Below are 23852 nucleotides of genomic sequence, written 5' to 3'. Positions count from 1 at the left end.
CGCGATGGAGGACGCGCCCACTCATTTGCGCGGTGCGTCCACCTTGGCCAGCAGCGCGGTCAGCGCGTCGTCGGCGCTCTGTCCTTCGATCTGCAGTTCCGGCGCGAGCGCAATGCGATGGCGCAGCGCCGGCCTGGCGATGTCGCGCACGTCATCGGGGGTGACGAAATCACGGCCGGACAGCACCGCCTGCGCACGCGCCGCACGCACCAGCGCGATGCTCCCGCGCGGGCCGGCACCCAGCGCGATACCCGGCCATTGCCGCGTGGCGGCGACGATCCGTACCGCGTAGTCGATCACTTCCGGGTCGACCGTGATTGCAGCGGTCGCCTGCTGCAACGCGACCACCTCGGCCGCGTTCAGCACGCGTGGCACCTGCGACAGATCGAAATCGGCGGCGCTGCGGCCGGTGGTGATCGCATCGACCATGCGCTTCTCATCGTCCAGCGTCGGGTAGTCGATCAGCACCTTCAGCAGGAAACGGTCCAGCTGCGCTTCGGGCAGCGGGTAGGTACCTTCCTGTTCGACCGGGTTCTGCGTGGCCAGGGTCAGGAACGGCGGGGTCAGCGCGAACGCCTTGCCTTCGATGGTGACCTGGCCTTCCTGCATCACTTCCAGCAGGGCCGACTGGGTCTTGGCCGGGGCGCGGTTGATTTCATCGGCGAGCAGCAGGTTGGTGAACACCGGGCCGCGACGGATCTTGAAGCTCTCGGTCTTCGGGTCATACACCGCATGGCCGCTGACATCGCTGGGCATCAGGTCCGGGGTGAACTGCACACGGCCGTAATCCAGCTCCAGCGCCTGGGCGAGCGCGCGCACCAGCAGGGTCTTGCCCAGCCCGGGCACACCTTCGATCAGCACGTGGCCGCCGGCCAGCAGCGCGATCAGGATCTGGTCCAGCACCTCGGGCTGGCCGATGAAGGCGCGGCCCACGGCCTCGCGCACGGCATCGACGCGCTCGGACAACGGCGACGGCGATGGCGACGGCGTCACGGCGGGAGGGGACAGCGGCGGCGGAAGCGTCGGCTCGGTCATAGCAGGTTTCTCATCTGGATCAGCAGGCGGATGCGGTCGCGCAGGCCGGCGACGTCGTGGGAAGCGGGTGGAGTCAAGGCGGTCTGCACGCGCTCGTTCGACCACTGCAGCAGGCTGGCGACGGCCTGCACCCGGGCCTCGCCGGTCAGTGCGGCCGCACTCGGCGAACGCCGCCGCAGACGCGCCAGGAACGCGCGGCGGACCGCGTCATACAACAGCGGTGCCTTGCCGAAGCGCAGCAGGTGTTCGCCGCTGGCGCGGATGTGTTCGAGCAGCGAGCGGCGTTCCGCGGCAGGCGAGGGCAGCTCACTGCCCAGGCGCTGCGCGCGCTGCCAGAGCCAGCCGAGCAGCGCCAGCAGCAACGGCGCCCACACCGGCCAGCCGAGGTAGAACACGCGGTTCCACAACGACGGCGGGCGCGAGGCGTAGACCAGCCACATCGTGCCCTTGCCATAGTTGGGCGCCAGCACGTAGCGGGTCAGGTCGCGGTGGGCCTTGTCGTGCAGCCCATCAACGAGGGCGTTGGCGGCGTTCGGCGGGGCGGCCGGGTTGGGCCGGCCCTTGCCCTGCATGAAGGCCATGTCGGCCAACACATCGATGTGCCCCCGGCCGTGGCGCAGGCGGGCGAAGACCAGGTCGGCCGCGGTGCCCCACTCGCGCTCGACCGCCATGCCCGCGGCTGGCTCCACCGCGAAGCGACGGCCGGTGCAGAACTCCACATGCTGCGGGTCATCGCGCACGTGGAACTGCTGGCAATAGCTCCCGTAGCCCGCGCTGTCCACGCCGAGCGCGTCCAGCAGCGGGCCATTGCGGGCGGCGTCCTTGCCCACCGGTGGCGTGCGCACGATCAGGTGCCCACCACGCTCCACCCAGGCCATCAGCGTTGCTACGGCAGGTGCGGGCACTTCCGCGCTGTCCTGCAGCAGCACCACGGTATCGCCCGGTTCCAGCGGCATCCGGGTCAGGTCCAGGCGTGGCCGCGACTGCACGGTCAGCCCGTCCGCACGCAGCGCCTGGCCGAGTACGTACAGCGGGTTGTAGCTGGCTTCGCCCTGTGGCGGCAGGTGCTCTGTGTGCGTCACCCGCTCGTGGGTGCGCAGGAACAGGATCGCCAGCGGCACGCCGATCACCAGCAGGCCCAGGACGATCAGCAGCCAGCGCAGACGGACGCTCACGCGCGCCACCCGAACTGGGCCTGCAGAATCGTGGCCAGCGCATCGAAGTCTTCATCGCTGGGCAATCGGCCGGCATACGCCGCGTACTGCCAGATCCGCACGATGCGCGCGAACAGGCTGCGGTCGGCCTCGACCGGCATCCGACGCGAGGCACGCAGGCACTGCGCTTCGGTGGCACCCGGCGGAAGCGTGATCCCGGCGCGCTCGCTCATCGATTCCACACTGGCGCGGTACAGCAGCGCCAGCGCCTGGCGGGGGCGTCCTTCCTGCCACAGGGCACGCGCACGCGACGCCGGATCGGGCGGCACGACGTCCGGTATCCGGATTGGTTCTTCGATGACCGCTGCGGCCTTCGCACGACGGCGCTGCCCGGAGCCGCGCAGCCACGGCAGCCAGCGCGGTGCGGTGGCCAGCAGCAGCAACACCATGACCCCGACCACCGCCCACAGCGTCCATTCGGCGATCCGGGCCGGCAACAGCGGCCCTTTGCTGCCGCGTTGGCCAGTGGCCTTGGCCGCAGCCTCACGTTTTGCCTTCTCCGCTTCGGTTGCATCGCTTTCGATGCGCGTCCACTCGGTGACCTCGCGGGTCGGGCTCTGCAGCGGGTCTTCATACGCGCGCTGCACGGCTTGTCGGAAGCCAGCCGTATCCACCGCTTCAGCGCCAAAGATGACCGGGGGCGTGTTGTCCGGATCGTTGTCGTACGTACGCGGCGGGTCATCGGCGTCATCGTCTTCGCTACCGTCGGCGTCCGAAGCCGCATCGGCGTCTTGCGCAGGTGACGGAGCGTCCTCGGCCGGCACCGGCAACGCACCCTTGGTGTTCGACTGCGTCGGCGCCTGTTGGGCGTGCAGTGCCGCGCCTGGCCAGACCAGCACGAGGGCCAGGACCAGCAGCGGCGCAGCGCGCTGCAACCGTGCATGCAGGCGCCGGAAGGCGATCTCCACATCCCATGCTTCCATCTGCGTGCGCCGGTCCAGGTACAGGCCGAAGCCGGCACCGACATAGAACGGCCCGATCAGCGTGGCGGCCAACCAGAACAGCAGGTTCACGCCCAGCTGCATCCAGGCCGGCATGTCCTGCTTGGCCAGCTCCCACGCCGCGCGCCAGGACTCGGACAGCAGGTCCACCGGAATGAACAGGAACACCGCGGCGATGCCGCCGACCACCAGCACGATCTCGAAGACCATGCACACCAGCGTCAGCAGGACGGCATGGCCCATCGCACCCCCGGCGATGGCGCGCCGACGTTGGCGACGATGTGCCGGATCCGCGCCTTCCAGCAGATTGACCGGCAGCAGCACCGAACGCAGCGGGCTCAGGCGCCGCCAGCCGAGATAGCCCCAGAAGCCCTCCCAGCCCCACGTGCGCTGCGCGCGCAATGTCTGCGGGGTGGTGGACGCATCGCCGAACACCCCGCGCGAGATCACATACAACGCGATGCGCTCGAACAACGGCTTGAGCCACCACATCGCCAACCAGGCCCAGCCGAAACTGTGGGTCCACCAGGCCAGCGCGTTGAGCAGCACGAATACCGGCAGCGACACGATGACCCAGGGCGCCCAGATCGCCGCGGCATGCCGGCGCACCAGCGCCATGCCCAGCTCCATGGCTTCCCAGCCCGAGCGTGCGCGCAGCACGACGTTGAGGCGATCAATCTGCATCGGCCGCTCCGCGTCCGCCGCGCCACAACCACACGAACACGGTGGTCCACAGCACGGCCGCCACGCTGTATTTGCCCCACGCCGGAACCGCCGCGATCGAGGACCAGAACGCTTCGATGAAGGCGGCGATCAGCAACATCGCCGCGACCCCCACGCACAGCCTGGCCCCGATCACGCCGCCCTCGACCAGCGCATCGATGCGCCGCCGGCGGCCGGGCGCGAGCAGTTTCATGCCCAGCTGCAATCCAGCGCCGCCGGCGATCACGATCGCCGTCAGCTCGAAGGCACCGTGACCGGCCACGAAGCGCCAGAACGGATCGCCGTGGCCGACGTGCTGCAGATGGCCGGCGACCGATCCGATGCCGACGCCGTTGAACAGCATCACCAACACGGTGCCGACGCCGGCAATGAGCCCGAAGGCGAACGTGCGCAGGCCGATGCTGATGTTGTTCATGATGTAGTAGCCGAACATCGTCCAGTTGGTGCCGCTGTCGCGGCCCAGGTTCGGTGAGGCCGGGTCGTACATGCGTTCGAATTCGGCGATCCGCGCGTTGTCCATCAGCAGATGGATCAGTTCGGGGCGCCACAGGATCAGCGCGAAGCTGCCCACCAGCGGCACCACGAACAATGCGGCGGCCACCCACATGCTGCGCGCCTGGCTGCGCACCAGCTGCGGGAAATCGGCGAACAGGAAGGCGAGTGCGCGCTGCCACTGCGGACGTGGCGTGCGATAGAGCAACGTGTGGCCCTGCTGCATCAACTGCTGCAGGCGTGCGACCAACTGCGGGCTGTAACCGCGTCGGCGCGCCAGCGCGAGCTGTTGGCACAGGCGGCGGTAGCGCTGCGGGAAATCGCCATCGTCCAGGCCCTCGTGGGCCGGCTGCCGGCGCGCCTGCCGCGGGCGCTCACCGCGCTGGGCCAGCCAGTGTTCCAGCGCCTGCCACTCGGCCTGGTAGCGGGCGACGAACTGCTCCTGTCTCATCGCCGTCCCAGCAGCCAGTTGGCCATCGCATACAGGCGCAGCACGCCGACCTGGCCGTGGCTCCCGGTCAGCGGCGAGGCGATGTCGGCCAGTTCCTGCTGGCGCGGCACCGACAGCCGCGGCGCGCGCTCGGCGAAGGCGACCACGGCGGCCTGTTCGGCCGGCTGCAGGGGCTGCGGCGGGGCCAGCACGCTGCCGACCGGTACGGTACCTCCCAACGGCGCTGCGCCCTGGTGGATCACCACGGTTCCCGCGACCAGGTCACCGAGACGGCGGCCATGGGTATCGAACAGACTCGACAGCAGTCCCAGCGCATAGCCGAACGGCAGCATGTCCACGGTGCGCAGCAGGTTGCGGGTGATCGCGCTCATCCAGCCGATGGGGCCGCCATCGCCCGCCACCACGCGCAGGCCCATCGCGCGCTTGCCCAGCGTGCGGCCCCAGCAGGCTTCCTGGACGATGGTGTAGGCCCACATCAGCAGGAACATCAGGCCCAGGTAGAGCCCTTGGCCGAACCCGCCGAGGAACGCCAGCGGAATGCTCAGCATCATCAACGCGCCGATGCGGATCACGAAGTCGATGGCCCAGGCCAGCGCACGCGGCAACGGCCCGGCCACGGGCAGGTGCAGAGGCACGCCTTCGGGGGTGATGACCTCCCGGTAGGTATCCAGCATGGGCGCGCTCATCGGCGGCGCATCACGGTGGATCGTACGGAAGGCCACAGGGGACGCCGGATTCCTCTCCGGTCTGCCAGCGGGGGCATGCGGTTCTCGACTGCTTCCTGGTCGGCTGAGGACTTTACCGCGCACGGATCCCGATGCCCAGCGGGGTGGCCGCAATCAACCCCGGTACTGGTCCTTCAGGCGCACGTAGTGATCGGCCGAGTAATGCAGCGACTCGATCTCCTTGTCGCTGAGCGTGCGCGCCAGCCGTGCCGGGTTGCCCAGCCACAGCTCGCCTTCGCCGACCACCTTGCCCGGGCCAAGCACCGCGCCGGCGCCGAGGAAGCCGTGCGTGCTTACCTGCGCGCCATCCAGGATGCAGGCGCCCATGCCGATCAGGCAGTAATCGCCGATCGTGCAGGCATGGATGATGGTGCCGTGGCCGACCGTGACGCCCTCACCGATGATCGTCGGGTAGCCGCCCTTGTTGAACGGGCTGTGGTGGCTGACGTGGATGATGGTGCCGTCCTGGATGTTGCTGCGCGCTCCGATCCGCACGTGGTTCACATCGCCGCGGATCACCGTGCCCGGCCACACCGAGACGTCATCGCCCAGCACCACATCGCCGATGATCGTGCACGCCGGATCGATGTAGACGCGCTCGCCGAGCATCGGCAGTGTGTCGAGGAAGGGGCGGATCGGGGACATGCGGACTCCAGACAATGACGCGCCCTGCTGGGCGCGTGGTCATGATACCGGGCGCCGTTTTTTCTTTCCGTTACGCGGCGCGGGTACGGCGCGCGCGCTCCAGGTGCACCAGCAGCAGCGAGATCGCCGCCGGGGTCATCCCGGGGATGCGCTGGGCCTGGCCGAGGGTCTGCGGCCGCACGCGCTCGAGCTTCTGTTGCACTTCCGCCGAGAGACCGCGTACGCCGGCGTAATCGAAATCGGCCGCGATCGCGGTGTTCTCGTGGCGCTGCTGGCGTTCGATCTCGTCGCGCTGGCGGTCCAGATAGCCGGCGTACTTCACGCCGATCTCGACCTGTTCGGCGACCTTGGCATCGGCCACGGCCGGGCCCAGCGACGGCACCTGCATGAGCGTGGCGTAGTCCAGTTCCGGGCGCTTGATCAGGTCCAGCACATTGGTTTCGCGGCTGACCGCCACGCCCAGCGTGGCCTCCACTTCGCGGCCCAGCGCATTGCCTGGCGTCGCCCACAGCGCACGCAGGCGTGCGGTTTCCTGCGTCACGGCATCCTGCTTGGTCTGGAAGGCGGCCCAGCGGCGCTCGTCGACCAGGCCCAGCTCGCGGCCCAGGCCGGTCAGGCGCACATCGGCGTTGTCCTCGCGCAGCTGCAGCCGGTATTCGGCGCGGCTGGTGAACATGCGGTAGGGCTCGTTGGTGCCGTGGGTGATCAGATCGTCGACCAGGACACCCAGGTAGGCCTCATCGCGGCGCGGGCACCAGCCGGCGTCGTCACGGGTGAAGCGCGCGGCGTTGAGCCCGGCCAGCAGGCCCTGCGCGGCGGCTTCTTCATAGCCGGTGGTGCCGTTGATCTGGCCGGCGAAGAACAGGCCGCTGACGGACTTGGTCTCCAGCGTGTTCTTCAGCCCGCGCGGATCGAAGAAGTCGTATTCGATCGCGTAGCCGGGGCGGGTGATGTGCGCGTTCTCGAAACCGCGCATGCTGCGGACCAGCTCCAGCTGCACATCGAAGGGCAGCGAGGTGGAGATGCCGTTGGGATAGATCTCGACCACGTCCAGCCCTTCGGGCTCGACGAAGATCTGGTGGCTGGCCTTTTCCGCGAAGCGCACCACCTTGTCCTCGATGGAGGGGCAGTAGCGCGGGCCGATGCCTTCGATCTGGCCGCTGTACAGCGGCGAGCGGTGCAGGGCGTTGCGGATGATCTCGTGCGTGCGCTCGCTGGTATGGGTGATCCAGCAGCTGACCTGCGCCGGGTGCTCGGCCACGCTGCCCAGGAAGGACATCACCGGGCGCGGATCGTCGCCGGGTTGTTCTTCCATCACGGTGTAATCCAGCGAACGGCCGTCGATGCGTGGCGGGGTGCCGGTCTTGAGGCGGTCGATCACGAACGGGCGCTCGCGCAGGCGCGCGGCCAGCGTGGTCGCCGGCGGGTCGCCCATGCGGCCGGCGGCGTACTGGGTTTCACCAACGTGGATCTTGCCCGCCAGGAAGGTGCCGGCGGTGAGCACCACCGCGGCCGCGCTGAAGCGCAGCCCGGTCTGGGTGATCGCACCGCGCACGGCATCGCCTTCGATGATCAGGTCATCGACCGCCGCCTGGAATACGGTCAGGTTGGGCTGGGCTTCGACGATCTGGCGGATCGCCATCCGGTACAGATTGCGGTCGGCCTGGCAGCGCGTGGCGCGCACGGCCGGGCCTTTGGAGGCATTGAGCGTGCGCCACTGGATGCCGGCGCGGTCGGCGGCATGCGCCATCGCTCCGCCGAGGGCGTCGATCTCCTTGACCAGGTGGCCCTTGCCGATGCCGCCGATGGCCGGGTTGCAGCTCATCGCGCCGATGGTTTCCACGTTGTGGGTCAACAGCAGGGTGCGCGCGCCACTGCGCGCGGCCGCCAGCGCCGCTTCGGTGCCGGCGTGGCCGCCGCCGATGACGATGACGTCGTAGCGATAGAAGGAGTCAGTCATTGGCGGAGGAACTCGGGACGGGGCCGGGCGGCCCAGGGTCTGCCCTGTAGGCAGGGCGCGGGTGGCGATTTTAGCGCCATTCGTCGGGGGCGATGAAATCCACCCTCAAGTTGGCACGTTTTCTGCAGATAACCCAATAGCACCCAGGATGGCATGCGCCTTGTGCGTAACGGACCGGAATTGGAACAGGGGCCGGTCCAAGCGCATCGTGGGGAAGCAGAGGGGCCGGTAGTCGGGGGACTGCCGGCCCTGTTTTTTTGCCGGCGCGCGGCGGCTGGCTGGGCGCCAGATACAAAAGGCCCCGCCATTGGCGGGGCCTTCTGCGTTGTAGGTGCCGACATCCGACAGGGCCGGAACAGGGGGGATCCAGATGTTCCTGGCGGATATCGACATAGAGCCGAATGTGACGTCACTTGTCGCTTTTGGCACTTTGTGACCGTGACTGTCACTGCCCGACTAGAGTGAACTGCCGGGCGCGTGAAAATCAAGCCATCTCACGGCTCAACTGTGCGTTGGTTCGCATTGTTGAGATTCCGCCACGGGGAACCGTTCATCCTCGGCGCAGAGGGACGCGGGGCCTGGGCCGGGCGTGCCTGGGGCGGTGGGGAGGGGCGCTGCTGTTGCTGCTGCTGCGGGCGGCGCGGGCCACCCACCGAATCCATGTTCCGCCACGGCGAGCCGCCGTTGTTCGGACGCGGGCGATCCGGCGGACGGGTGGGGTTGCCGTTGCCGTTGCCGGGGCGCGGCGGCGGCCGATGATTGTGCGGCGGGCGATAGTTCGGGTACGGGCGATACACCGGATAGCCGTAACCACCGCCATACCCGCCGTAGCCGTAATAGCCACCGCCGCCGTAATAGCCGCTGCCGTAGCCGTAGGGATAGCCGGCCGGGTAGCGATACTCGACCGAGGGTGCGCCGTGGTAGTAGCCATTGCCGCCGCCACCGCCGACATAGTCGTACGTCGCGCAGCCGGACAGGGCCAATAACAGGCCACCGGCAAGAACAAGGCGCATTTTCATGATGGGGTCCCCCCAAAGGGCTGTAGGGCCAGCTTCAGCCCAGGGCATTGAATCGGCCCTTAACTCAGCCCGATCCGAATGAATGGTTGCCATGCTGACACGTTCATCCGGACGGGTGTGGGCATGGGGCATACGTTAATCTTGCGTCATGAGCGATTCACCCTTGCCCTGTGTTGACGACGTGCTGGCGGCGGCGGCGCGCATTGCCGTGCACGCCTGCGTGACGCCGGTACTGCGCTCGCGCACGCTGGATGCGATGACCGGCGCCACTGTGTTCTTCAAGGCCGAGCATCTGCAGCGCAGCGGGGCGTTCAAGTTCCGCGGTGCCTGCAATGCCGTCTGGGCGCTGGAGGAGGCGCAGGCCCGGCGCGGGGTGGTCACCCACTCCTCCGGCAACCATGGCGCGGCGTTGGCGCTGGCTGCGCGCACCCGCGGCATCGCCTGCCACGTGGTCGTGCCCGAGGGCGCGGTGGCCGCCAAGCTGGCCAACATCGGCCGTCACGGGGCCACGCTGTGGCGCTGCGATGCCTCGATCGCCGCGCGCGAAGCGATGTGCGCCCAGGTCCAGGCCGAAACCGGGGCGACCCTGGTGCATCCGTATACCGACCCGCAGGTGATCGCCGGCCAGGGCACGGCGGCGCTGGAGCTGCTGCACGCCAGCGAGGGCCTGGACATGATGGTGGTGCCGGTGGGCGGCGGCGGCCTGGCCTCGGGCACGCGGCTGGCGCTGCAGGCGGTCGCCCCGGCAACCGGGCTGGTTCTGGCCGAACCGCTGGGCGCGGCCGATACCGCACGCTCGCTGGCGGCTGGCGAGCGCCGCATCGACTTCACCCCCGACACCGTCTGCGATGGCCTGCGCGGGACGCTCGGCGCGCCCAACTTCGCCCTGCTGCAGGGCGCGGCGCAGGTCATCACCGTCGCCGATGAGGCCACCGTCGCCGCAATGCGGCAGATCTGGCAGGTGCTCAAGCAGGTGGTGGAACCGTCCTCGGCCATCGCCCTGGCGGCGATCCTCGCCGAACCGGCGCGCTTTGCCGGCAAACGGGTCGGCGTGGTGCTGTCCGGTGGCAATGTCGATCTGGATGCCCTGCCGTGGGGTGCGGCATGAGCCGGCGCACGCGGGTGGGTGTGTTCGGGTGGCTGTGGCGGCTGTGCATCGTGCTGGCGGTGTGGCTGCTCGGGGTCACCGCGTGGATCGTCTGGATCGGCGAGCGCGACCAGGCGCAGAAAGCCGATGCGATCATCGTGCTCGGCGCGGCGGCCTATGACGCCAAGCCGTCGCCGGTGTTCGAAGAGCGCATCCGGCACGGGTTGGACCTGTACCAGCAGGGCTATGCGCCGCTGCTGATCTTCACCGGTGGCTACGGCGGCACCGGCGCGCGCTTTTCCGAATCGCAGGTGGCGCGCCGCTATGCGCTCAAGCAGGGCGTGCCCGACGATGCGATCCTGATCGAGACCGCCTCACGCACCACGCGGCAGAACCTGATCGAGGCGCGGCGCTTGATGGATCAGCGCAAGCTGCACCGCGTGATCATCGTCAGCGACCCGCTGCACATGGCCCGCGCGCTGCGCCTGTGCCGCGAGCTGGGCATCGATGCGCTGGCCTCGTCCACGCCGAGCACGCGCTTCCGCAGCTTCCACACCAGCTGGCGGTTCCTGGCGCAGGAAATCTACTTCTTCCATCGCGATCTGTTCCCGTCGTAGCGCCGACCCGTGGTCGGCTCTACGCGATCAGTGCGGTCGGCTCAGGGCGTTTTGCGGCGGATCGGAATCGCCGAGACCGGCACCGTGGCAACATCGTGCCCGCGCTCGCGGATCGGCGCGCCGCCTTCCGGCGCCCAGGCGTGCGCGTAGATCACTTCCCAGCTGCTGGGCAGCGTGCCGTCTTCGCGCCGCAGCGGCTCGTAGGCGGCCCGCGCGGCATCGAAGCGCCCGCGCCCGGTCAGGGTGTGGCGGCGGTCCTGGCGCGCGTTGGTGGCGCCGATCGCCTGCAGCTCGCGCATCAGTGCGGTCAGGTCGTCGTAGGTCAGGGTGAACAGGTCGCGGTCCAGCACCGGATCGCGGAAGCCGGACATCATCAGCGCATCGCCGAACTGTGCGATCGGTGCGAAACGGCTGACATGCGGCACCTCGTCGGCGGCGGCGAACGCATCGCGCAGTTCGATCAGGGTCTCCGGCCCGAACGTGGAGACCAGCAGCAGGCCCCCGGGCTTGAGCGCGCGGCGGAACCCGGCGAACACCGCCGGCAGATCCTCCACCCACTGCAGGCACAGGTTGCTGAAGATCACATCCACGCTCTGGTCCAGCACCGGCAGCGCCTGCGCATCGCCGCACACGCGCGAGAACGGCTTCCACCAGCCCGCCTGCTTCTTCGCCTCGCGCAGCATCGGCTGGGCCAGATCCAGCGCGATCACCTGGGCCTTCGGCCAGCGCTTCTTCATCACAGCGCTGGCATGGCCGGTGCCGCTGCCGACATCGAGCACCACCTGCGGCTGGCGGTTTTCCAGGTAATCCAGCGATTCGAGCAGGCGCTTTTCCACCTCGCGCTGCAGTGCCGCGGCGGCGTCGTAACTGCTGGCGGCGCGCGAGAAGGCGCGGCGGACGTGATGGGGATCGAAGCTGGACGTCATGGGGTACTCACGGCTCAAAACGGTGGTGCGGTGGACTCAGAAGGTGCCCGGGTAGGCGCCGCCATCGATCAGCAGGTTCTGCCCGGTGATGTAGCCGGCCTGTGCGCTGCACAGGAAGGCGCAGGCGGCACCGAACTCATCGGCGGTGCCGAAGCGGCCGGCGGGAATATGCGTGCGTTTGCGCTCGGCAAGCTGGCCGGCATCGATGCCCTGCTGCTGCGCCAGGTACGCGAAGTTGCCGCGCAGGCGATCGGTATCGAACTGGCCCGGCAGCAGATTGTTGAGGGTGACGTTGTGGGCGACGGTCTTGCGTGCCAGCCCGGCCACGAACCCGGTCAGGCCGGAGCGCGCGCCGTTGGACAGCCCGAGGATGTCGATGGGGGCCTTCACCGAGGAGGAGGTGATGTTGACCACGCGGCCGAAACCACGCTCGATCATGCCATCCACCGTGGTGCGGATCAGCTCGATCGGGGCCAGCATGTTGGCATCCAGTGCGGCAATCCAGTCCCCGCGGGTGAACTGGCGGAAATCGCCCGCCGGCGGGCCCCCCGCGTTGTTGACCAGGATGTCGACCTGCGGGCAGGCGGCCAGCGCGGCGGTACGGCCTTCCGGCGTGGTGATGTCGGCAACCACGCCGATCACCCTGCGTGCGCCCGGCAGGCCCTGCAGTTCGAGCACGGCGCGTTCCAGGGCCGCTTCACCGCGCGCGGCGATGACCACGTTGACGCCCTCGCGGGCGAGTGCGCGTGCACAGCCCAGCCCGAGGCCTTTGCTGGCGGCGCAGACCAGGGCCCAACGGCCGGCGATTCCAAGATCCATGGGGTCAGTCCTGTGGAGAAAGGCAGGCGTACATGATCGGCGATGCGCGGCCGGAACAGGTCAAGGCAGCGCGGCAACAAAGTGTTGCAGCTGCGCGGCCACCTCGTCGGTATGGCCGAGGAAAGGGGCATGCCCGCCCCGGGCGATCACATGCGCCTGCGCGCCCGGCGCCAGCGCGGCGGCAGCCTGCATGGCGCGCGCCGAGACCAGCCGGTCGCGCTGGCCGGCCAGCCACAGGCTGGGCTTGCCCAGCTGGGCCAGGGCGCCGCGCAGATCGGTGTTCTCCAGCAGGCGCAGGCCTTCCTGCAATGCGCGTGGGGTAGGCTCACCGCGCGCGACGAGCATCCCGCGCAGCGTGCGCAGTTCCTGCCGGGCGTGTTCGGAGCCCATCGCATCCAGCGCGAGGAAGCGCTCCAGCGTGCCGCGATAATCCTGCGCGAGGTCCTGACCGAACTGTTCGAACACCGCCGGCTCCACCGCATGCGGCCAGTCGTCGCCGCGCACGAAACGCGGCGTGGCGGCGATCATCGCCAGCGCACGCACCTGGGGCAGGGTCGCGGCAGCATGCAGCGCGAACAGCCCCCCTAGCGACCAGCCGCACCAGACCGCCGGCGGCGTGGCGGCGGCGATGGCATTGACCACGTACGGCAGGCGCAGCGGCGTGGTGTCAGCGCGGCTGGCGCCGTGGCCGGGCAGATCCACCAGGTGCAGCTGGAAGTGCGCCGACAGGCGGTCCACCAACGGTGCGAACACGCCGCCGTGCAGGGCCCAGCCGTGGATGAGGACCAGCGCGGGGCCCTGGCCGATGACATCGATCTGCATGCTCAACCCAGCGCTGTCACGCGGTCACGGCAGTCAGCGATGGCGGCTGCACCACAGTGTCGCGGGCGTGCGCGATCGCATCGACCAGTGCGCGCACCTCGGCAGGTGTGTGCAGGGCGGACAGGGTCACCCGCAGGCGCGCCTTGCCCTCCGGTACGGTGGGCGGACGGATCGCGCTGACCAGGAAACCGGCGGCTTCCAGCGCGGCCGCCATGCCCATCACCGTCGATTCGGCGCCGCACAGCAGGGGTTGGATCGGGGTATCCGATGGCATCAGTTCCAGGCCGTGCTGGCGGGCGCCGGTGCGGAAGATGCCAATCAGTTCGGTGAGCTTTTCGCGGCGCCACTCATCGCGGCGGGCCAGCTTCACCGCGGCCAGGGCGGCGGCCGCCTGCGCCGGCGGCACGGCGGTGGTGTAGATGTAGGGGCGCGCGGTTTCGGCCAGGTGCTGGATCATCGCCTCGTCGCCGAGCACGACCGCGCCGCTGCCGCCGAGCGCCTTGCCGAGCGTGGCCAGCTGCAGCGGCACATCGTTCACGCCCAGGCCCGCATCGGCCACGCAGCCGCGGCCGTGTTCGCCGACCACACCGATGCCGTGCGCGTCATCGACGTACAGCAGCGCTTCCTGCATGCGCGCCACCAACGACAGGGAACGCAGCGGGGCAATGTCGCCGTCCATGCTGAAAACGCCGTCGGTGGCCAGCATCGCCGCGCCGCTGGGCGCGTGCTTGAGCTGACGCAGCGCGCCTTCGGTATCCAGATGCGGGTAGCGGCGCAGGCGGCAACCGGCCAGGCGCGATGCATCGAGCAGGCTGGCGTGGTTGAGGCGGTCCTGTACGCACACATCGTCTTCTTCGCTGAGCAGGGCCTGCTGCACCGCGAGGTTCGCCGCGAAGCCACTGCCGAACAGCAGCGCCCGCGGATAGCCGAGCCAATCGGCCATTTCCTGTTCAAGCGCTTCATGCAGCACGTGGTGGCCGCAGATCAGGTGCGATCCGGTGGCGCCGGTGCCTTCGCGCGCGGCCGCATCCTGCAGTGCGCTGACCACGCCGAACTGCTGCGACAGACCCAGATAGTCATTGCTGCAGAAACCGGTGAGCCACTGGCCATCGACGTCCAGCCGCACGCCATCGCGCCGGCTCACCACGCGGCGCACGCGAAGGCGCCCCTGCGCGTCGCGGAGCTTGCGCAGGGCCTGGATGCGGTCGTGCAGGTCAGGACGGGCCATGGTCGTCAGGGGGTCCGGGTGGGCCGTTAGCGTACCCGGTTGCCGGGCCCGCTGCTCGGGGCTCAGGCCGCCCGCCCGCAGCCGCCGCCGGCGGTGATGTCGGCGTGCACCGTGCCCGGGTGGTCGTGCCCGTCGGCATCCACCGTGACCGGCATCGGGCGCAGGCCCAGCCGCGCGAACAGGGCCAGGTCGCGCCCGGTGTCCGGGTTGCCGGTGGTCAGCAGCTTTTCGCCATGGAAGATGGAGTTGGCCCCGGCCAGGAAGCACAGCGCCTGCAGCTCGTCGCTCATCGCCTCGCGTCCGGCCGAGAGCCGCACCATTGCACGTGGCATCACGATGCGGGCCACCGCGATCATCCGCACGAACTCGAAGGGGTCCAGCTCGGCGGTGCCATGCAGCGGCGTGCCGGCGACCTGTACCAGGCGGTTGATCGGCACCGAATCTGGGTGGGCGGGCAGGGTGGCCAGCGCCAGCAGCAGGCCGGCGCGGTGCTCGCGGGTCTCGCCCATGCCGACGATGCCACCACAGCAGGTCTTCAGGCCGGCATCGCGCACGTGCGCCAGCGTGTCCAGGCGGTCCTGGTACTGGCGCGTGTGGATGATCGAATCGTAGTAGTCCGGCGCGGTGTCCAGGTTGTGGTTGTAGTAGTCCAGCCCGGCCTCGCGCAGGGCGGTGGCCTGCGCGCCGCTGAGCATGCCCAAGGTGGCGCAGGTCTCCAGGCCGAGTGCCTTCACCTCGCGGATCATCGCCGCCACCTTGGGGATATCGCGGTCCTTGGGCGAGCGCCAGGCCGCACCCATGCAGAACCGGGAGGCGCCGGCGGCCTTGGCCTGGCGGGCCTTGGCGACGACATCGTCGGTGGCCATCAGCTTCTGTGCGTCCACCCCGGTGCTGTAGCGCTGCGCCTGCGGGCAGTACGCGCAGTCTTCCGGGCAGCCGCCGGTCTTGACCGAGAGCAGGGTCGAAATCTGGACTTCCGCCGGATCGAACTGCTCGCGGTGCACGCTGGCCGCGCGGTGCAGCAGCGCCGGGAACGGCAGCGCGAACAGCGCCAGCAGTTCCTCGCGGTGCCAGTCGTGTCGGATGACAGAAGCCATGGGAGTGTCCTGACAGATAGTGGAACGAAAGGGCGGCAGTCTGGTGAGGCCGCCCCCATCTGTCAACCACATGGACTTATCAAAAGTTTACGGCGCCCTGGGCTGGCTCGGCTGGCACATCCTCCCGCTGCGCTGCCTGGTCTGCGAGTGCCCGGGCGAGGACGGGATGGATCTGTGCCGCGCTTGCCATCAGGCGCTACCGTGGAACGACCGCGCCTGCCGTCGCTGCGCCCTGCCGTTGGCGGCGACCGATCCCGGTGACGCAGCGGGGGACCACTGCGAGCGCTGCGTGGACGAGTATCCCCGCCAGGCGGCGGCCAGTGCCGCGTTCCTGTATGCGCCGCCGATCGACCGGTTGCTGATCCGGTTCAAATTCCACCAGGACCTGGCCGCCGGCCGGCTGCTGTCACAACTGATGCTGCAGCGCGTGCCGCCGTTTCTGGCCGGGCCGCTGCAGCCGATGCCGCTGCACCGCCGCCGGTTGCGCCAGCGCGGTTACAACCAGGCGCTGGAACTGAGCAAGCCGCTGGCGCGCGGGCTGTGCTGCCCGCTCTGGAACGGGCTGCAACGGACCCGCGAGACCGCGGCGCAATCGAACCTGGATGCGGATGCCCGGCGCTGCAACCTGCGCGATGCGTTCGCGGTACGCGGCCATCCACCGGCCGGGCTGACCATCGTCGACGATGTAATGACCACCGGGGCAACCACCGATGCCGCGCTGCGCGCGCTGCAGTACGCCGGTGCCGGCCCGATGCAGGTCTGGGTCTGTGCGCGCGTGCCGTGAGCGCCGTTGCCGCGCCTTGCACGCTGCGAGGACGTACCATCGGGGTGTCATCACCCTCGCAAGGACGTCCCATGAACCTGCCGCCGGATCCGCGCACCTCGCCGCTTCTCACTGCCATCGGCCGCAGCTGGTGGGTGCTGATGCTGTACGGCGTGGTCGCCGTTGTCTTCGGTCTGGTCGCGATCGCACGGCCGCTCTCGGCCGCCACCGCACTGGCCTGGGCGATCGGCGTGATGGCGCTGGTGGAAGGCCTGATCAGCCTGTTCGCGCTGTTCGGCCGCAGTGGCGTGCCGCGCGGGTGGCTGCTGGTCTACGCGCTGGCCTCGGTGGTATTCGGTGTGCTGGCCGTGCTCAACCCGCTGGCCACGGCCAGTGTGCTGATCCTGTTGCTGGCCGCCTGGCTGATCGTCGCCGGTATCTACCGCATCGTGTTCGCGATCCGGGTGCGCAAGGAAATCCAGGGCGAGTGGCTGCTGATCCTCAGCGGCGTGCTGGCGATCGTGCTCGGCGCGATGATGGTGGCCAACCCGATTGCAGGCATTGCCGTCACCACGCTGTGGATCGGCATCGGCAGCCTGCTCTACGGCGTGCTGCAGATCGTGGTCGCCTGGCGCATCCGCCGCCTGCGCTGAGCACGCGCAGCGGCGATACTCGTGTCCTTCCTGATGGAGAGATACGCATGCGCAGCACCCTGTTGATCGTCACGATGGCGCTGGCGTCCGGCCTCAGCGCCTGCACCCAGGCGCCGCCTGCACCCGCCGCGCCCGAGACGACGGCGGGCGTCGCACCGTTGACGAACGCACGCATCCAGATGCGGGAGGTGGCCGAGGATGCCCAACGCCCCGGCGTCACCACGCTCAAGGACCGCGACGGCAACGCGCTGCCCTTGATCGAGCCGGCCTTCATCACCACGGCCGACATCGCCACGGTGGCCGTGGGCAGCGACGGTCATACCGGCCACGGGACCCTGATCCTGCGCTTCACGGATGACGCGGCACCACGCATCCTTGCGGCGACCGAAGCGCGCGTCGCCAAGCGTGTGGCGTTTACTGTCGGCGATCAGGTCCTCAATGTCGCCGTCATTGCCGGCCCCTTCGCCCAGACCATGCAGGTGAGCGGGCTGGACAGCACGGAAGAAGCGCACCGGCTGTATACGGAGATCACGGGCAAGGCTCCCTGAGCCCCAAGTCGGGCTGCGGACCGTTCAGCGGAAATTCGCCTCGATCTGCTCCAGCGATTTGCCCTTGGTCTCCGGCAGCCAGAACGCGGCGATCAGGAAGTACAGCACCGTACAGCCGGCCCAGAAGAAGAACATGCTGGCGTAACCATGATGGCCGACCGTGGGCAGGAAGATCGCGGCGATCACGGTGGAGACGAACTGGTTGATCAACAGGGCGATGCTCATGCCGTTGGAGCGGATGCGGGTCGGCATCAGCTCGGACAGCGCCAGCCACACGCACACGCCCGGGCCCACCGCGAAGAACGCGACGAACAGCAGAATGCAGCCGGCGACCAGCCAGCCGTGGGTGGGCGAGGGCACCGGGCCGATCACCGCACGTTCGATCACCAGCGGCGCGTTGGCGGCCTGCGCCGGGTCCGGGAACGGGTTGAGATGCAGCGTGCGGAAGAAACGGCCGATCACGCTGTCGGCCGACACCGCGTCTTCGCGACGGATCTGCAGCGTGGCGTCGATCGGGTTGTCGCTGCGTAGTGAGCGCACGTTGCTGAAGCCGCCGTAGGCATACGACACGGTCAGCTGCTGCGGCGCGGCGCCGGCGTTGCCATCCAGCCGCTGCCATTGCGCGGCATCCAGCGGCAGCGACAGGGTGGTGCCGCTCACCTGTTGCTGAAGCGTGGCGTGCACGTCCAGCCGCCCACGCTCGCTCTGCACGAACAACAGTGCAGCGGCCAGCAGCGACAGCGTGATGCCGCCACTGCCAAGCATCAACAGGAACTTGCGGCCTTTGCGGTCCACCAGTACCAGCGCGACCACGGTCATCACCGCGTTGAGCAGCTTGATCGCCACATCGGCGCCGTTGGCCACCGAGCCGGGCAGGCCGGCCTGGTTGAGGATGTTGACGGCGTAGGCCAGCACCGAGTTGATGCCGGTGGCCTGGGTGAAGGCCAGCACCAGGCAGGCCAGCACGAACGGCCACACGTAGCGGCGGCTGAGCAGCGGGTCGCGCTTGCCGTTGCGGCCGATCTGGAGCTCGTCCGGCGCCCGCATGCGCTGCAGGGTCGGCTCCACCTCGCCCGCGGCGACGGTACGCTGCAGGGCACGGCGCGCCTTGTCGATGCGGCCACGGCGCACCAGCCAGCGCGGGGATTCACTGATCAGCAGCACGCCGCCGGTGAATACCAGGCCCGGCAGCAGGCAGCTCCAGAAAATGGTACGCCACGCATGGTCCTTGATGTCGAACAGCAGGCGCTGCTGCTCCGCACCGGGTAGATGGCGCACGGCGGCGGTCGCGGCATCCACGGCATGCGCGTGGTACAGCCCGATCACCGCGGCCAGCACCAGGCCGATGGTCAGCAGCAGCTGGAACATCGCCGCGCCACGCCCACGTCGTTCCGGGCTGAGCACTTCGGCCAGATACAGCGGTACCACCACGCCGATCAGCCCGCCACTGATGCCCTGCAGCAGGCGCCCCATCAACAGCGCGCCATAGCCATCGGACAGGGCCATCACCGGAATGCTGGCGGTGAACAGCACGCCGGCCAGCAGCATCGCGCCACGGCGGCCGATCAGGTCGGCGACCATCCCGGCGAACAGTGAAGACAGCACACTGCCGAGCAGCACCGCGGCGACCACGAAGCCCAACTGCTGGCTGGTCAGGTGCCAGCTCGCGGTGGCGGTGGCCTCCAGATAGGGCAGGGCACCGGCGATGATGCCGATGTCGATGCCGTAGAGCAGCCCCCCCATGCCGCCGATGAACAACAGATAGCGTACCGGCCAGCGTGGCGCGGAGGCGCCTGCGTGCACGGGCATGGCTGCGGAAACATCGTTCATCGTGCCGGTCCTGTCTGCAAGTGCGTGCGCCATGGCGGCGCGGGGAGTCAACGCTCAGTCGAGCGCGATGTCATCGCCTTCCACCACCACGCCGCGCACGCGCAGGTCGTGATCGAGCACCACAAGGTCTGCCCAGGCACCGGTCGCGATGCGGCCACGGTCGTCGATGCCGAGGTAATCGGCCGGGTAGCGCGACAGGCGGTGGGAGGCATCGGCGATGTCCAGGCCGAGCGAGACCAGATTGCGCAGCGCCTGGTCCATGGTCAGCGCACTGCCGGCCAGCGAGCCGCTCGACAGCCGCACGCAGCCCAGGCATTTGTGCACGCGCTGTACGCCAAGCGCGTATTCGCCATCGGGCATGCCAGTCGCCGCAGTCGCATCAGTGACGCAGTACAGGCGCGGGATCGCGCGCAGCGCGGTGCGTATCGCGCCGGGATGCACGTGCTGCAGATCGGGAATGAGTTCAGCGTACTGCGCATGCGCGAGCGCGGCGGTGGCGATGCCGGGTTGGTAGTGATCCACGCCGGTCATGCCGTTGAACAGGTGGGTGAAGCCGGCCGCACCGGCGTTCAATGCGGCCACGCCGTCCTCATAGCTGCCGGCGCTGTGGCCGAGCTGTACGCGGATGCCGAGCGCGCTCAGCGCGGGAATCAGCGCCAGGTGCTGGCCGATTTCCGGGGCGAGGGTGAGTACCTTGATCGGGGCGATCGCATGCAGGCGCTGCACGTCGGCCAGCGTCGCCTCGACCACCAGCGGTGGCTGGGCGCCCAGGCGCTGCGCACTGATGAACGGCCCTTCCAGGTGCACACCGAGCACGCGGGCCATGCCGGGTGCGCGCGTGGCGATCGCGGTGGACAGGCCCTCAAGCGCGCGGGTGATGTCGTCTTCCTGCGCGGTCATGGTGGTGCCCAGCAGCGCCGTGGTGCCGTGCCGGGCATGCGCGCGTGCCACCGTCTGCGCAGTCGTGCCGCCCTGCATGATGTCCACGCCTGCGCCGCCATGCACATGCAGGTCGATGAAGCCCGGCAGGATCAGCGGGACTTCATCGTCATTCCGCGGATCGGCGTGCGCGGTATCGATGGCGGTGATGCGCTGGTCGAAATGGATATCGCCGCGGACCCAACCGGTGTCGGTGAGCAGGCGGCCGTGCAGGGAGCGGGACTCGGTCAAGGCGGGGACTCGGCGATGATCACTTCGACGCCCAGCCGCTGCAGCCCTTCCAGGTACTCGGGCTCGATGCTTCCGTCGGTGATGATGGTATGGACCTGGTCCAGTCGCGCGATGCGGTGCAGGCTGACCCGGCCGAACTTGGACGCGTCGGTCAGCACCACGATGCGGCGCGCGCGCTCGACCATGCGGTGGTTGAGGCTGGCTTCGGCCTCATGGTGGGTGGTGAGGCCGAACTGCAGGTCCAGGCCATCCACGCCCAGGAACAGCGTGTCGAAGCTGTAGGTGTTGAGGCTCGCCTCGGCCTGGGTGCCATGCAGTGAGAGCGACTGCTTGCGCAGCAGCCCGCCGGTGAGCAGCAGCTCCACCCCGGGCGCGTTGGCCAGCTCCCAGGCGATGTTGAGTCCGTTGGTCATGACCGTGACATCGCGATGCCCGCGCAGGTGCCGCGCCAGGGTCATCGTGGTCGAGCCGGAGTCGATGATGATGTTGTCGCCGGCTTTGACCAGCTTGGCCGCCTCGATACCGATACGGTCCTTCATCGGCAGGTTCAGGGCGTCCTTTTCATGGATGTCCTGTTCCTGCGGCGGCGTACGCACCAGCGTCGCGCCCCCGTGGGTGCGCGTGGCCAGCCCCTGCGATTCGATGTGGGTCAGGTCGGCGCGGATGGTGACCGCCGAGACCGCAAAGCGCGCCACCAGCTCGCTGACCTGCACGTTGCCGTGCTCGACCAGGGTCTGGAGGATCTGCTGGCGGCGCTGCCGTGTGTTTCGCATGGGGGCGATTCCGTTCGAAAGGGAAAGCCGAAGCTTACCGTTCCGAAAGCTCCTTGGCCTGCCGGGTTTCGTTATCCGCCCCTGAGCGGTTGCGATTGCAGGCCCGGGCATACTCGGCCAGGCGCAGCGCCACCTTGTGCTGGATCAGCGCCAACGGCGACGGCTGCAGCTCACCGGCCTCGATCGCCTTGAGCTGCTCGGGCATGAACTGGCTGAGCAGCATCTGCGGCGGCGCGTGCGCGGTGAGATTGGCGACCAGCGTGTCCAGCGCCGCCTGTACCGCTGGCTCGCCCCAGTAATAGCGGCTGCGGTCGCTGAGCGAGTACGCGCGCAGCAGGCGCAGTTCGTGTTCGTCGCCCTGGTAGTAGCTGCGCCAGCTGGCGGGCTTGTCGACCATGCAGCGGTCCAGCACCTCGATCAGATGCGAGCATTGCGCGGCGGGCAGCAGTTCGCGCTCGATCATCGCCAGCGCGAACACCGCCTCGCGGAACGCATAGGTCGCCGCCGGGCCGACTTTCAGGATCGCGAAGTGATCACGGACCAGTGCATGCAGGCCGGCTTCGGTCTGGTAATCGGTGGAGTGTGCTTCGAACACGATGCCCGGCTGCTGCTCGACGAAGGCCGACAGCTCCGCGGCGGCGGCCGGGTCGTAGTAGTGCACGCTGCTGTGGTCGAAATCCACGCCGGGCTGCACCACCATCGCGATCACGCGCTCCCAGGCCGGCAGCAGGTCCGGGGCGGAGAACGCCTCACGGTGAATTGCCAACGTGGTCGCTGCGGCCGCCGGCGTGGTCACCTGCAGGCCGCCGGCCAGCGAGGCTTCACCGCCGGGAATCGGTACCTCGGTGCCGATCACGTAGACCGGTGGCGGCAGCCCGTGCTCGGCCGCCGCGCGCTCGGCAATCCGCGCCAGTTCGGCCGAGCGTGCGGCGACGATGGCGTCCGGCAACGGGGTCGGGTCATCGGCGCAGGACATGCTGCAGTCCAGGTGGATCTTGTGGAAACCGGCGGCGACATAGGCGGCGATCAGGTCACGCGCGTTCGCCATCGCCGTTGCTGCCGGGCCCTTCTGCCAGGCGTTGGGACCGAGGTGGTCGCCACCGAGCACCAGCCGCTCGGCCGGGAAGCCGGCATCGCGCGCCAGCTGCAGCACGTAGTCGCGGTACTGCGGCGGGGTCATGCCGGTGTAACCGCCGAACTGATCGACCTGGTTGGAGGTCGCCTCGATCAGCAGCAGGGTGTCGTAGCGCTGCGCGACCTGCATCGCCGCCAGCAGCACCTGCGCGTTGCTGCAGCACACGCTGTACAGCCCGACGGGGTGGCCCTGGCGATGGGCGGCGATCAACGATTGGACGGCGGACATGGCAACTCCAGTAACGGCGATGTTCAGGGGGAAGGGTGGTGCTGGCGCGCGAGCAGGGCCGCGCCCCGCGCACCGCCGGCATCGCCGAAGGTGGGCGGCAGGATCGGCGGCACGCGTACGCCGTCGAACAGGTAGGGCGCGATCGCGGCGGGCAGATCGCGGTACAGCTGCTCCAGTTTGGACAGCCCGCCGCCGAGCACGATCACGTGTGGGTCCAGCGCGAGGATCAAGCTGGCGAAGCTGTAGCCCAGTAGATCGCGGTGGATGACCAGCGCCTGCTGCGCGATGGCATCGCCGGCCTGCGCGTGTGCGACCACCTCGGCGGCATCCAGCGCGTCGCCACCGCGGCGTTCATGGATCATCGCCAGGCCGCTGCCGGACACGTAACGCTCCAGGCAGCCGCGCAGGCCGCAGCCACAGTCCAGCACCGGCAGGTCGTGGCGCTGCTGCAGCGTGGCGGGCAGGCTCCAGTGGCCCCACTCGCCGGCGATGCCGTTGTGCCCGGCGATCAGCCGGCCGCCGACGCAGAAGCCACCGCCCGCCCCCGTGCCGAGGATCGCCCCGAACATACTGGGGTAGCCTGCGGCGGCGCCGTCATGGGCTTCGGACAAGGCAAAACACTGCAGGTCATTGCCCAGCTCCAACGGGCGCTGCAGACGTGCCTGCAGGTCCGCACCGACCGTCTGACCGGTCAGGCTGGGCACGTTGGCACTGAGCTGGCGGCCGCTGACGCGATCACGCACGCCGGGCAGGCCGATGCCGACCCCCAGGCCGCGCTGGCCGAGTGCGGCGTCTGCCGCCTCGACCAGATCGACGATCGCCTGCAGGAACGCGGCGTAGTCGCGGGTCGGCGTCGCCACGCGTTGGCGGTGGTGCACCCTCAGCGTGGCGTCGCACGCGACCAGTTCGATCTTGGTGCCGCCGATGTCGATGCCGTACCAGGTCTGCATG

The 23852-nt window shown here is 69.2% G+C and carries 23 protein-coding genes; 5 read left to right on the top strand and 18 right to left on the bottom strand.

Annotated features, from left to right (window positions below):
* Nucleotides 1-21: 21 nt before the first annotated feature.
* The 8 genes from BCL79_RS10905 to BCL79_RS10865 all read right to left on the bottom strand — a co-directional run bounded on the left by BCL79_RS10905 (nt 22) and on the right by BCL79_RS10865 (nt 9205).
* Nucleotides 22-1035 (bottom strand): AAA family ATPase, encoded by a 1014-nt coding sequence (locus tag BCL79_RS10905; protein ID WP_121040770.1) that lies wholly within the window; start codon nt 1033-1035, stop codon nt 22-24.
* The gene (locus tag BCL79_RS10900) at nt 1032-2210 is read right to left on the bottom strand and encodes a DUF4350 domain-containing protein (protein WP_121041326.1); all 1179 of its coding nucleotides are present in this window, start codon (nt 2208-2210) and stop codon (nt 1032-1034) included. Before BCL79_RS10900 ends, BCL79_RS10905 begins: the two co-directional genes overlap by 4 nt.
* Nucleotides 2207-3874, bottom strand: a complete 1668-nt coding sequence (locus BCL79_RS10895) for a DUF4129 domain-containing protein (RefSeq protein ID WP_121040768.1) — start codon at nt 3872-3874, stop codon at nt 2207-2209. The genes BCL79_RS10900 and BCL79_RS10895 overlap by 4 nt, the downstream gene beginning before the upstream one ends.
* Nucleotides 3864-4856 carry a stage II sporulation protein M gene (locus BCL79_RS10890; RefSeq protein ID WP_121040766.1) on the bottom strand — a complete coding sequence of 331 codons (993 nt, stop codon included), beginning with the start codon at nt 4854-4856 and terminating at the stop codon, nt 3864-3866. Before BCL79_RS10890 ends, BCL79_RS10895 begins: the two co-directional genes overlap by 11 nt.
* On the bottom strand, nt 4853-5542 hold the full coding sequence (locus tag BCL79_RS10885) for an RDD family protein (RefSeq protein ID WP_121041324.1): 690 nt from the start codon (nt 5540-5542) through the stop codon (nt 4853-4855). Before BCL79_RS10885 ends, BCL79_RS10890 begins: the two co-directional genes overlap by 4 nt.
* 153 nt (nt 5543-5695) lie before the next feature.
* Nucleotides 5696-6226 carry a gamma carbonic anhydrase family protein gene (locus BCL79_RS10880; protein ID WP_121040764.1) on the bottom strand — a complete coding sequence of 177 codons (531 nt, stop codon included), beginning with the start codon at nt 6224-6226 and terminating at the stop codon, nt 5696-5698.
* 70 nt (nt 6227-6296) lie between these two features.
* Nucleotides 6297-8186 (bottom strand): tRNA uridine-5-carboxymethylaminomethyl(34) synthesis enzyme MnmG, encoded by a 1890-nt coding sequence (gene mnmG, locus BCL79_RS10875; protein WP_121040762.1) that lies wholly within the window; start codon nt 8184-8186, stop codon nt 6297-6299.
* Nucleotides 8187-8680: 494 nt separating this feature from the next.
* Entirely contained in the window at nt 8681-9205 is a 525-nt protein-coding gene (locus tag BCL79_RS10865; protein ID WP_121040757.1) for a hypothetical protein, read from the bottom strand.
* A 148-nt stretch (nt 9206-9353) separates the two neighbouring features.
* Between BCL79_RS10865 and BCL79_RS10860 the strand changes: the two genes are divergently transcribed.
* Entirely contained in the window at nt 9354-10313 is a 960-nt protein-coding gene (locus BCL79_RS10860; protein WP_121040755.1) for a pyridoxal-phosphate dependent enzyme, read from the top strand.
* Entirely contained in the window at nt 10298-10909 is a 612-nt protein-coding gene (locus BCL79_RS10855; RefSeq protein WP_183073725.1) for a YdcF family protein, read from the top strand. Before BCL79_RS10860 ends, BCL79_RS10855 begins: the two co-directional genes overlap by 16 nt.
* Nucleotides 10910-10950: 41 nt before the next feature.
* Here BCL79_RS10855 and bioC read toward each other — a convergent pair whose 3' ends face one another.
* The 5 genes from bioC to bioB all read right to left on the bottom strand — a co-directional run bounded on the left by bioC (nt 10951) and on the right by bioB (nt 15801).
* Nucleotides 10951-11835, bottom strand: a complete 885-nt coding sequence (bioC, locus tag BCL79_RS10850) for a malonyl-ACP O-methyltransferase BioC (protein ID WP_121040751.1) — start codon at nt 11833-11835, stop codon at nt 10951-10953.
* A gap of 36 nt (nt 11836-11871) precedes the next feature.
* On the bottom strand, nt 11872-12654 hold the full coding sequence (locus tag BCL79_RS10845; RefSeq protein WP_121040749.1) for an SDR family oxidoreductase: 783 nt from the start codon (nt 12652-12654) through the stop codon (nt 11872-11874).
* Between the two features lie 60 nt (nt 12655-12714).
* On the bottom strand, nt 12715-13476 hold the full coding sequence (bioH, locus tag BCL79_RS10840; protein WP_121040747.1) for a pimeloyl-ACP methyl ester esterase BioH: 762 nt from the start codon (nt 13474-13476) through the stop codon (nt 12715-12717).
* Between the two features lie 16 nt (nt 13477-13492).
* On the bottom strand, nt 13493-14704 hold the full coding sequence (gene bioF, locus BCL79_RS10835) for an 8-amino-7-oxononanoate synthase (protein ID WP_121040745.1): 1212 nt from the start codon (nt 14702-14704) through the stop codon (nt 13493-13495).
* Between the two features lie 62 nt (nt 14705-14766).
* Complete coding sequence (gene bioB / locus BCL79_RS10830; RefSeq protein ID WP_121040743.1) at nt 14767-15801, bottom strand: biotin synthase BioB; 1035 nt, start codon at nt 15799-15801, stop codon at nt 14767-14769.
* 70 nt (nt 15802-15871) lie between these two features.
* Between bioB and BCL79_RS10825 the strand changes: the two genes are divergently transcribed.
* The 3 genes from BCL79_RS10825 to BCL79_RS10815 all read left to right on the top strand — a co-directional run bounded on the left by BCL79_RS10825 (nt 15872) and on the right by BCL79_RS10815 (nt 17765).
* A complete protein-coding gene (locus BCL79_RS10825; protein ID WP_121040741.1) occupies nt 15872-16585 on the top strand; it encodes a ComF family protein in 714 nt (237 codons plus the stop codon).
* 71 nt (nt 16586-16656) lie between these two features.
* Complete coding sequence (locus BCL79_RS10820; RefSeq protein WP_121040739.1) at nt 16657-17217, top strand: HdeD family acid-resistance protein; 561 nt, start codon at nt 16657-16659, stop codon at nt 17215-17217.
* A 47-nt stretch (nt 17218-17264) separates the two neighbouring features.
* Nucleotides 17265-17765 carry a SecDF P1 head subdomain-containing protein gene (locus BCL79_RS10815; RefSeq protein ID WP_121040737.1) on the top strand — a complete coding sequence of 167 codons (501 nt, stop codon included), beginning with the start codon at nt 17265-17267 and terminating at the stop codon, nt 17763-17765.
* Between the two features lie 24 nt (nt 17766-17789).
* Here the strand turns inward: BCL79_RS10815 and BCL79_RS10810 are convergent, their stop codons facing one another.
* Genes BCL79_RS10810 through BCL79_RS10790 form a run of 5 tightly spaced genes read right to left on the bottom strand, consistent with a single transcriptional unit; the run spans nt 17790 to nt 23851 of the window.
* Nucleotides 17790-19595: an MFS transporter gene (locus tag BCL79_RS10810; protein WP_121040735.1), complete on the bottom strand. Its 1806-nt coding sequence runs from the start codon at nt 19593-19595 to the stop codon at nt 17790-17792.
* A gap of 54 nt (nt 19596-19649) precedes the next feature.
* Entirely contained in the window at nt 19650-20765 is a 1116-nt protein-coding gene (gene nagA / locus BCL79_RS10805) for an N-acetylglucosamine-6-phosphate deacetylase (RefSeq protein WP_121040733.1), read from the bottom strand.
* A complete protein-coding gene (locus BCL79_RS10800) occupies nt 20762-21538 on the bottom strand; it encodes a DeoR family transcriptional regulator (protein ID WP_121040731.1) in 777 nt (258 codons plus the stop codon). Before BCL79_RS10800 ends, nagA begins: the two co-directional genes overlap by 4 nt.
* Before the next feature lie 34 nt (nt 21539-21572).
* Nucleotides 21573-22901, bottom strand: a complete 1329-nt coding sequence (locus tag BCL79_RS10795) for a D-tagatose-bisphosphate aldolase, class II, non-catalytic subunit (protein WP_121040729.1) — start codon at nt 22899-22901, stop codon at nt 21573-21575.
* A gap of 23 nt (nt 22902-22924) precedes the next feature.
* Nucleotides 22925-23851 (bottom strand): ROK family protein, encoded by a 927-nt coding sequence (locus BCL79_RS10790; RefSeq protein WP_121040727.1) that lies wholly within the window; start codon nt 23849-23851, stop codon nt 22925-22927.
* Nucleotide 23852: the final 1 nt, after the last annotated feature.

It is taken from the genome of Stenotrophomonas rhizophila, assembly GCF_003651185.1.
Taxonomy (GTDB): Bacteria; Pseudomonadota; Gammaproteobacteria; order Xanthomonadales; family Xanthomonadaceae; genus Stenotrophomonas; species Stenotrophomonas maltophilia_Z.
This window is presented reverse-complemented; position numbering and strand designations above follow the sequence as displayed.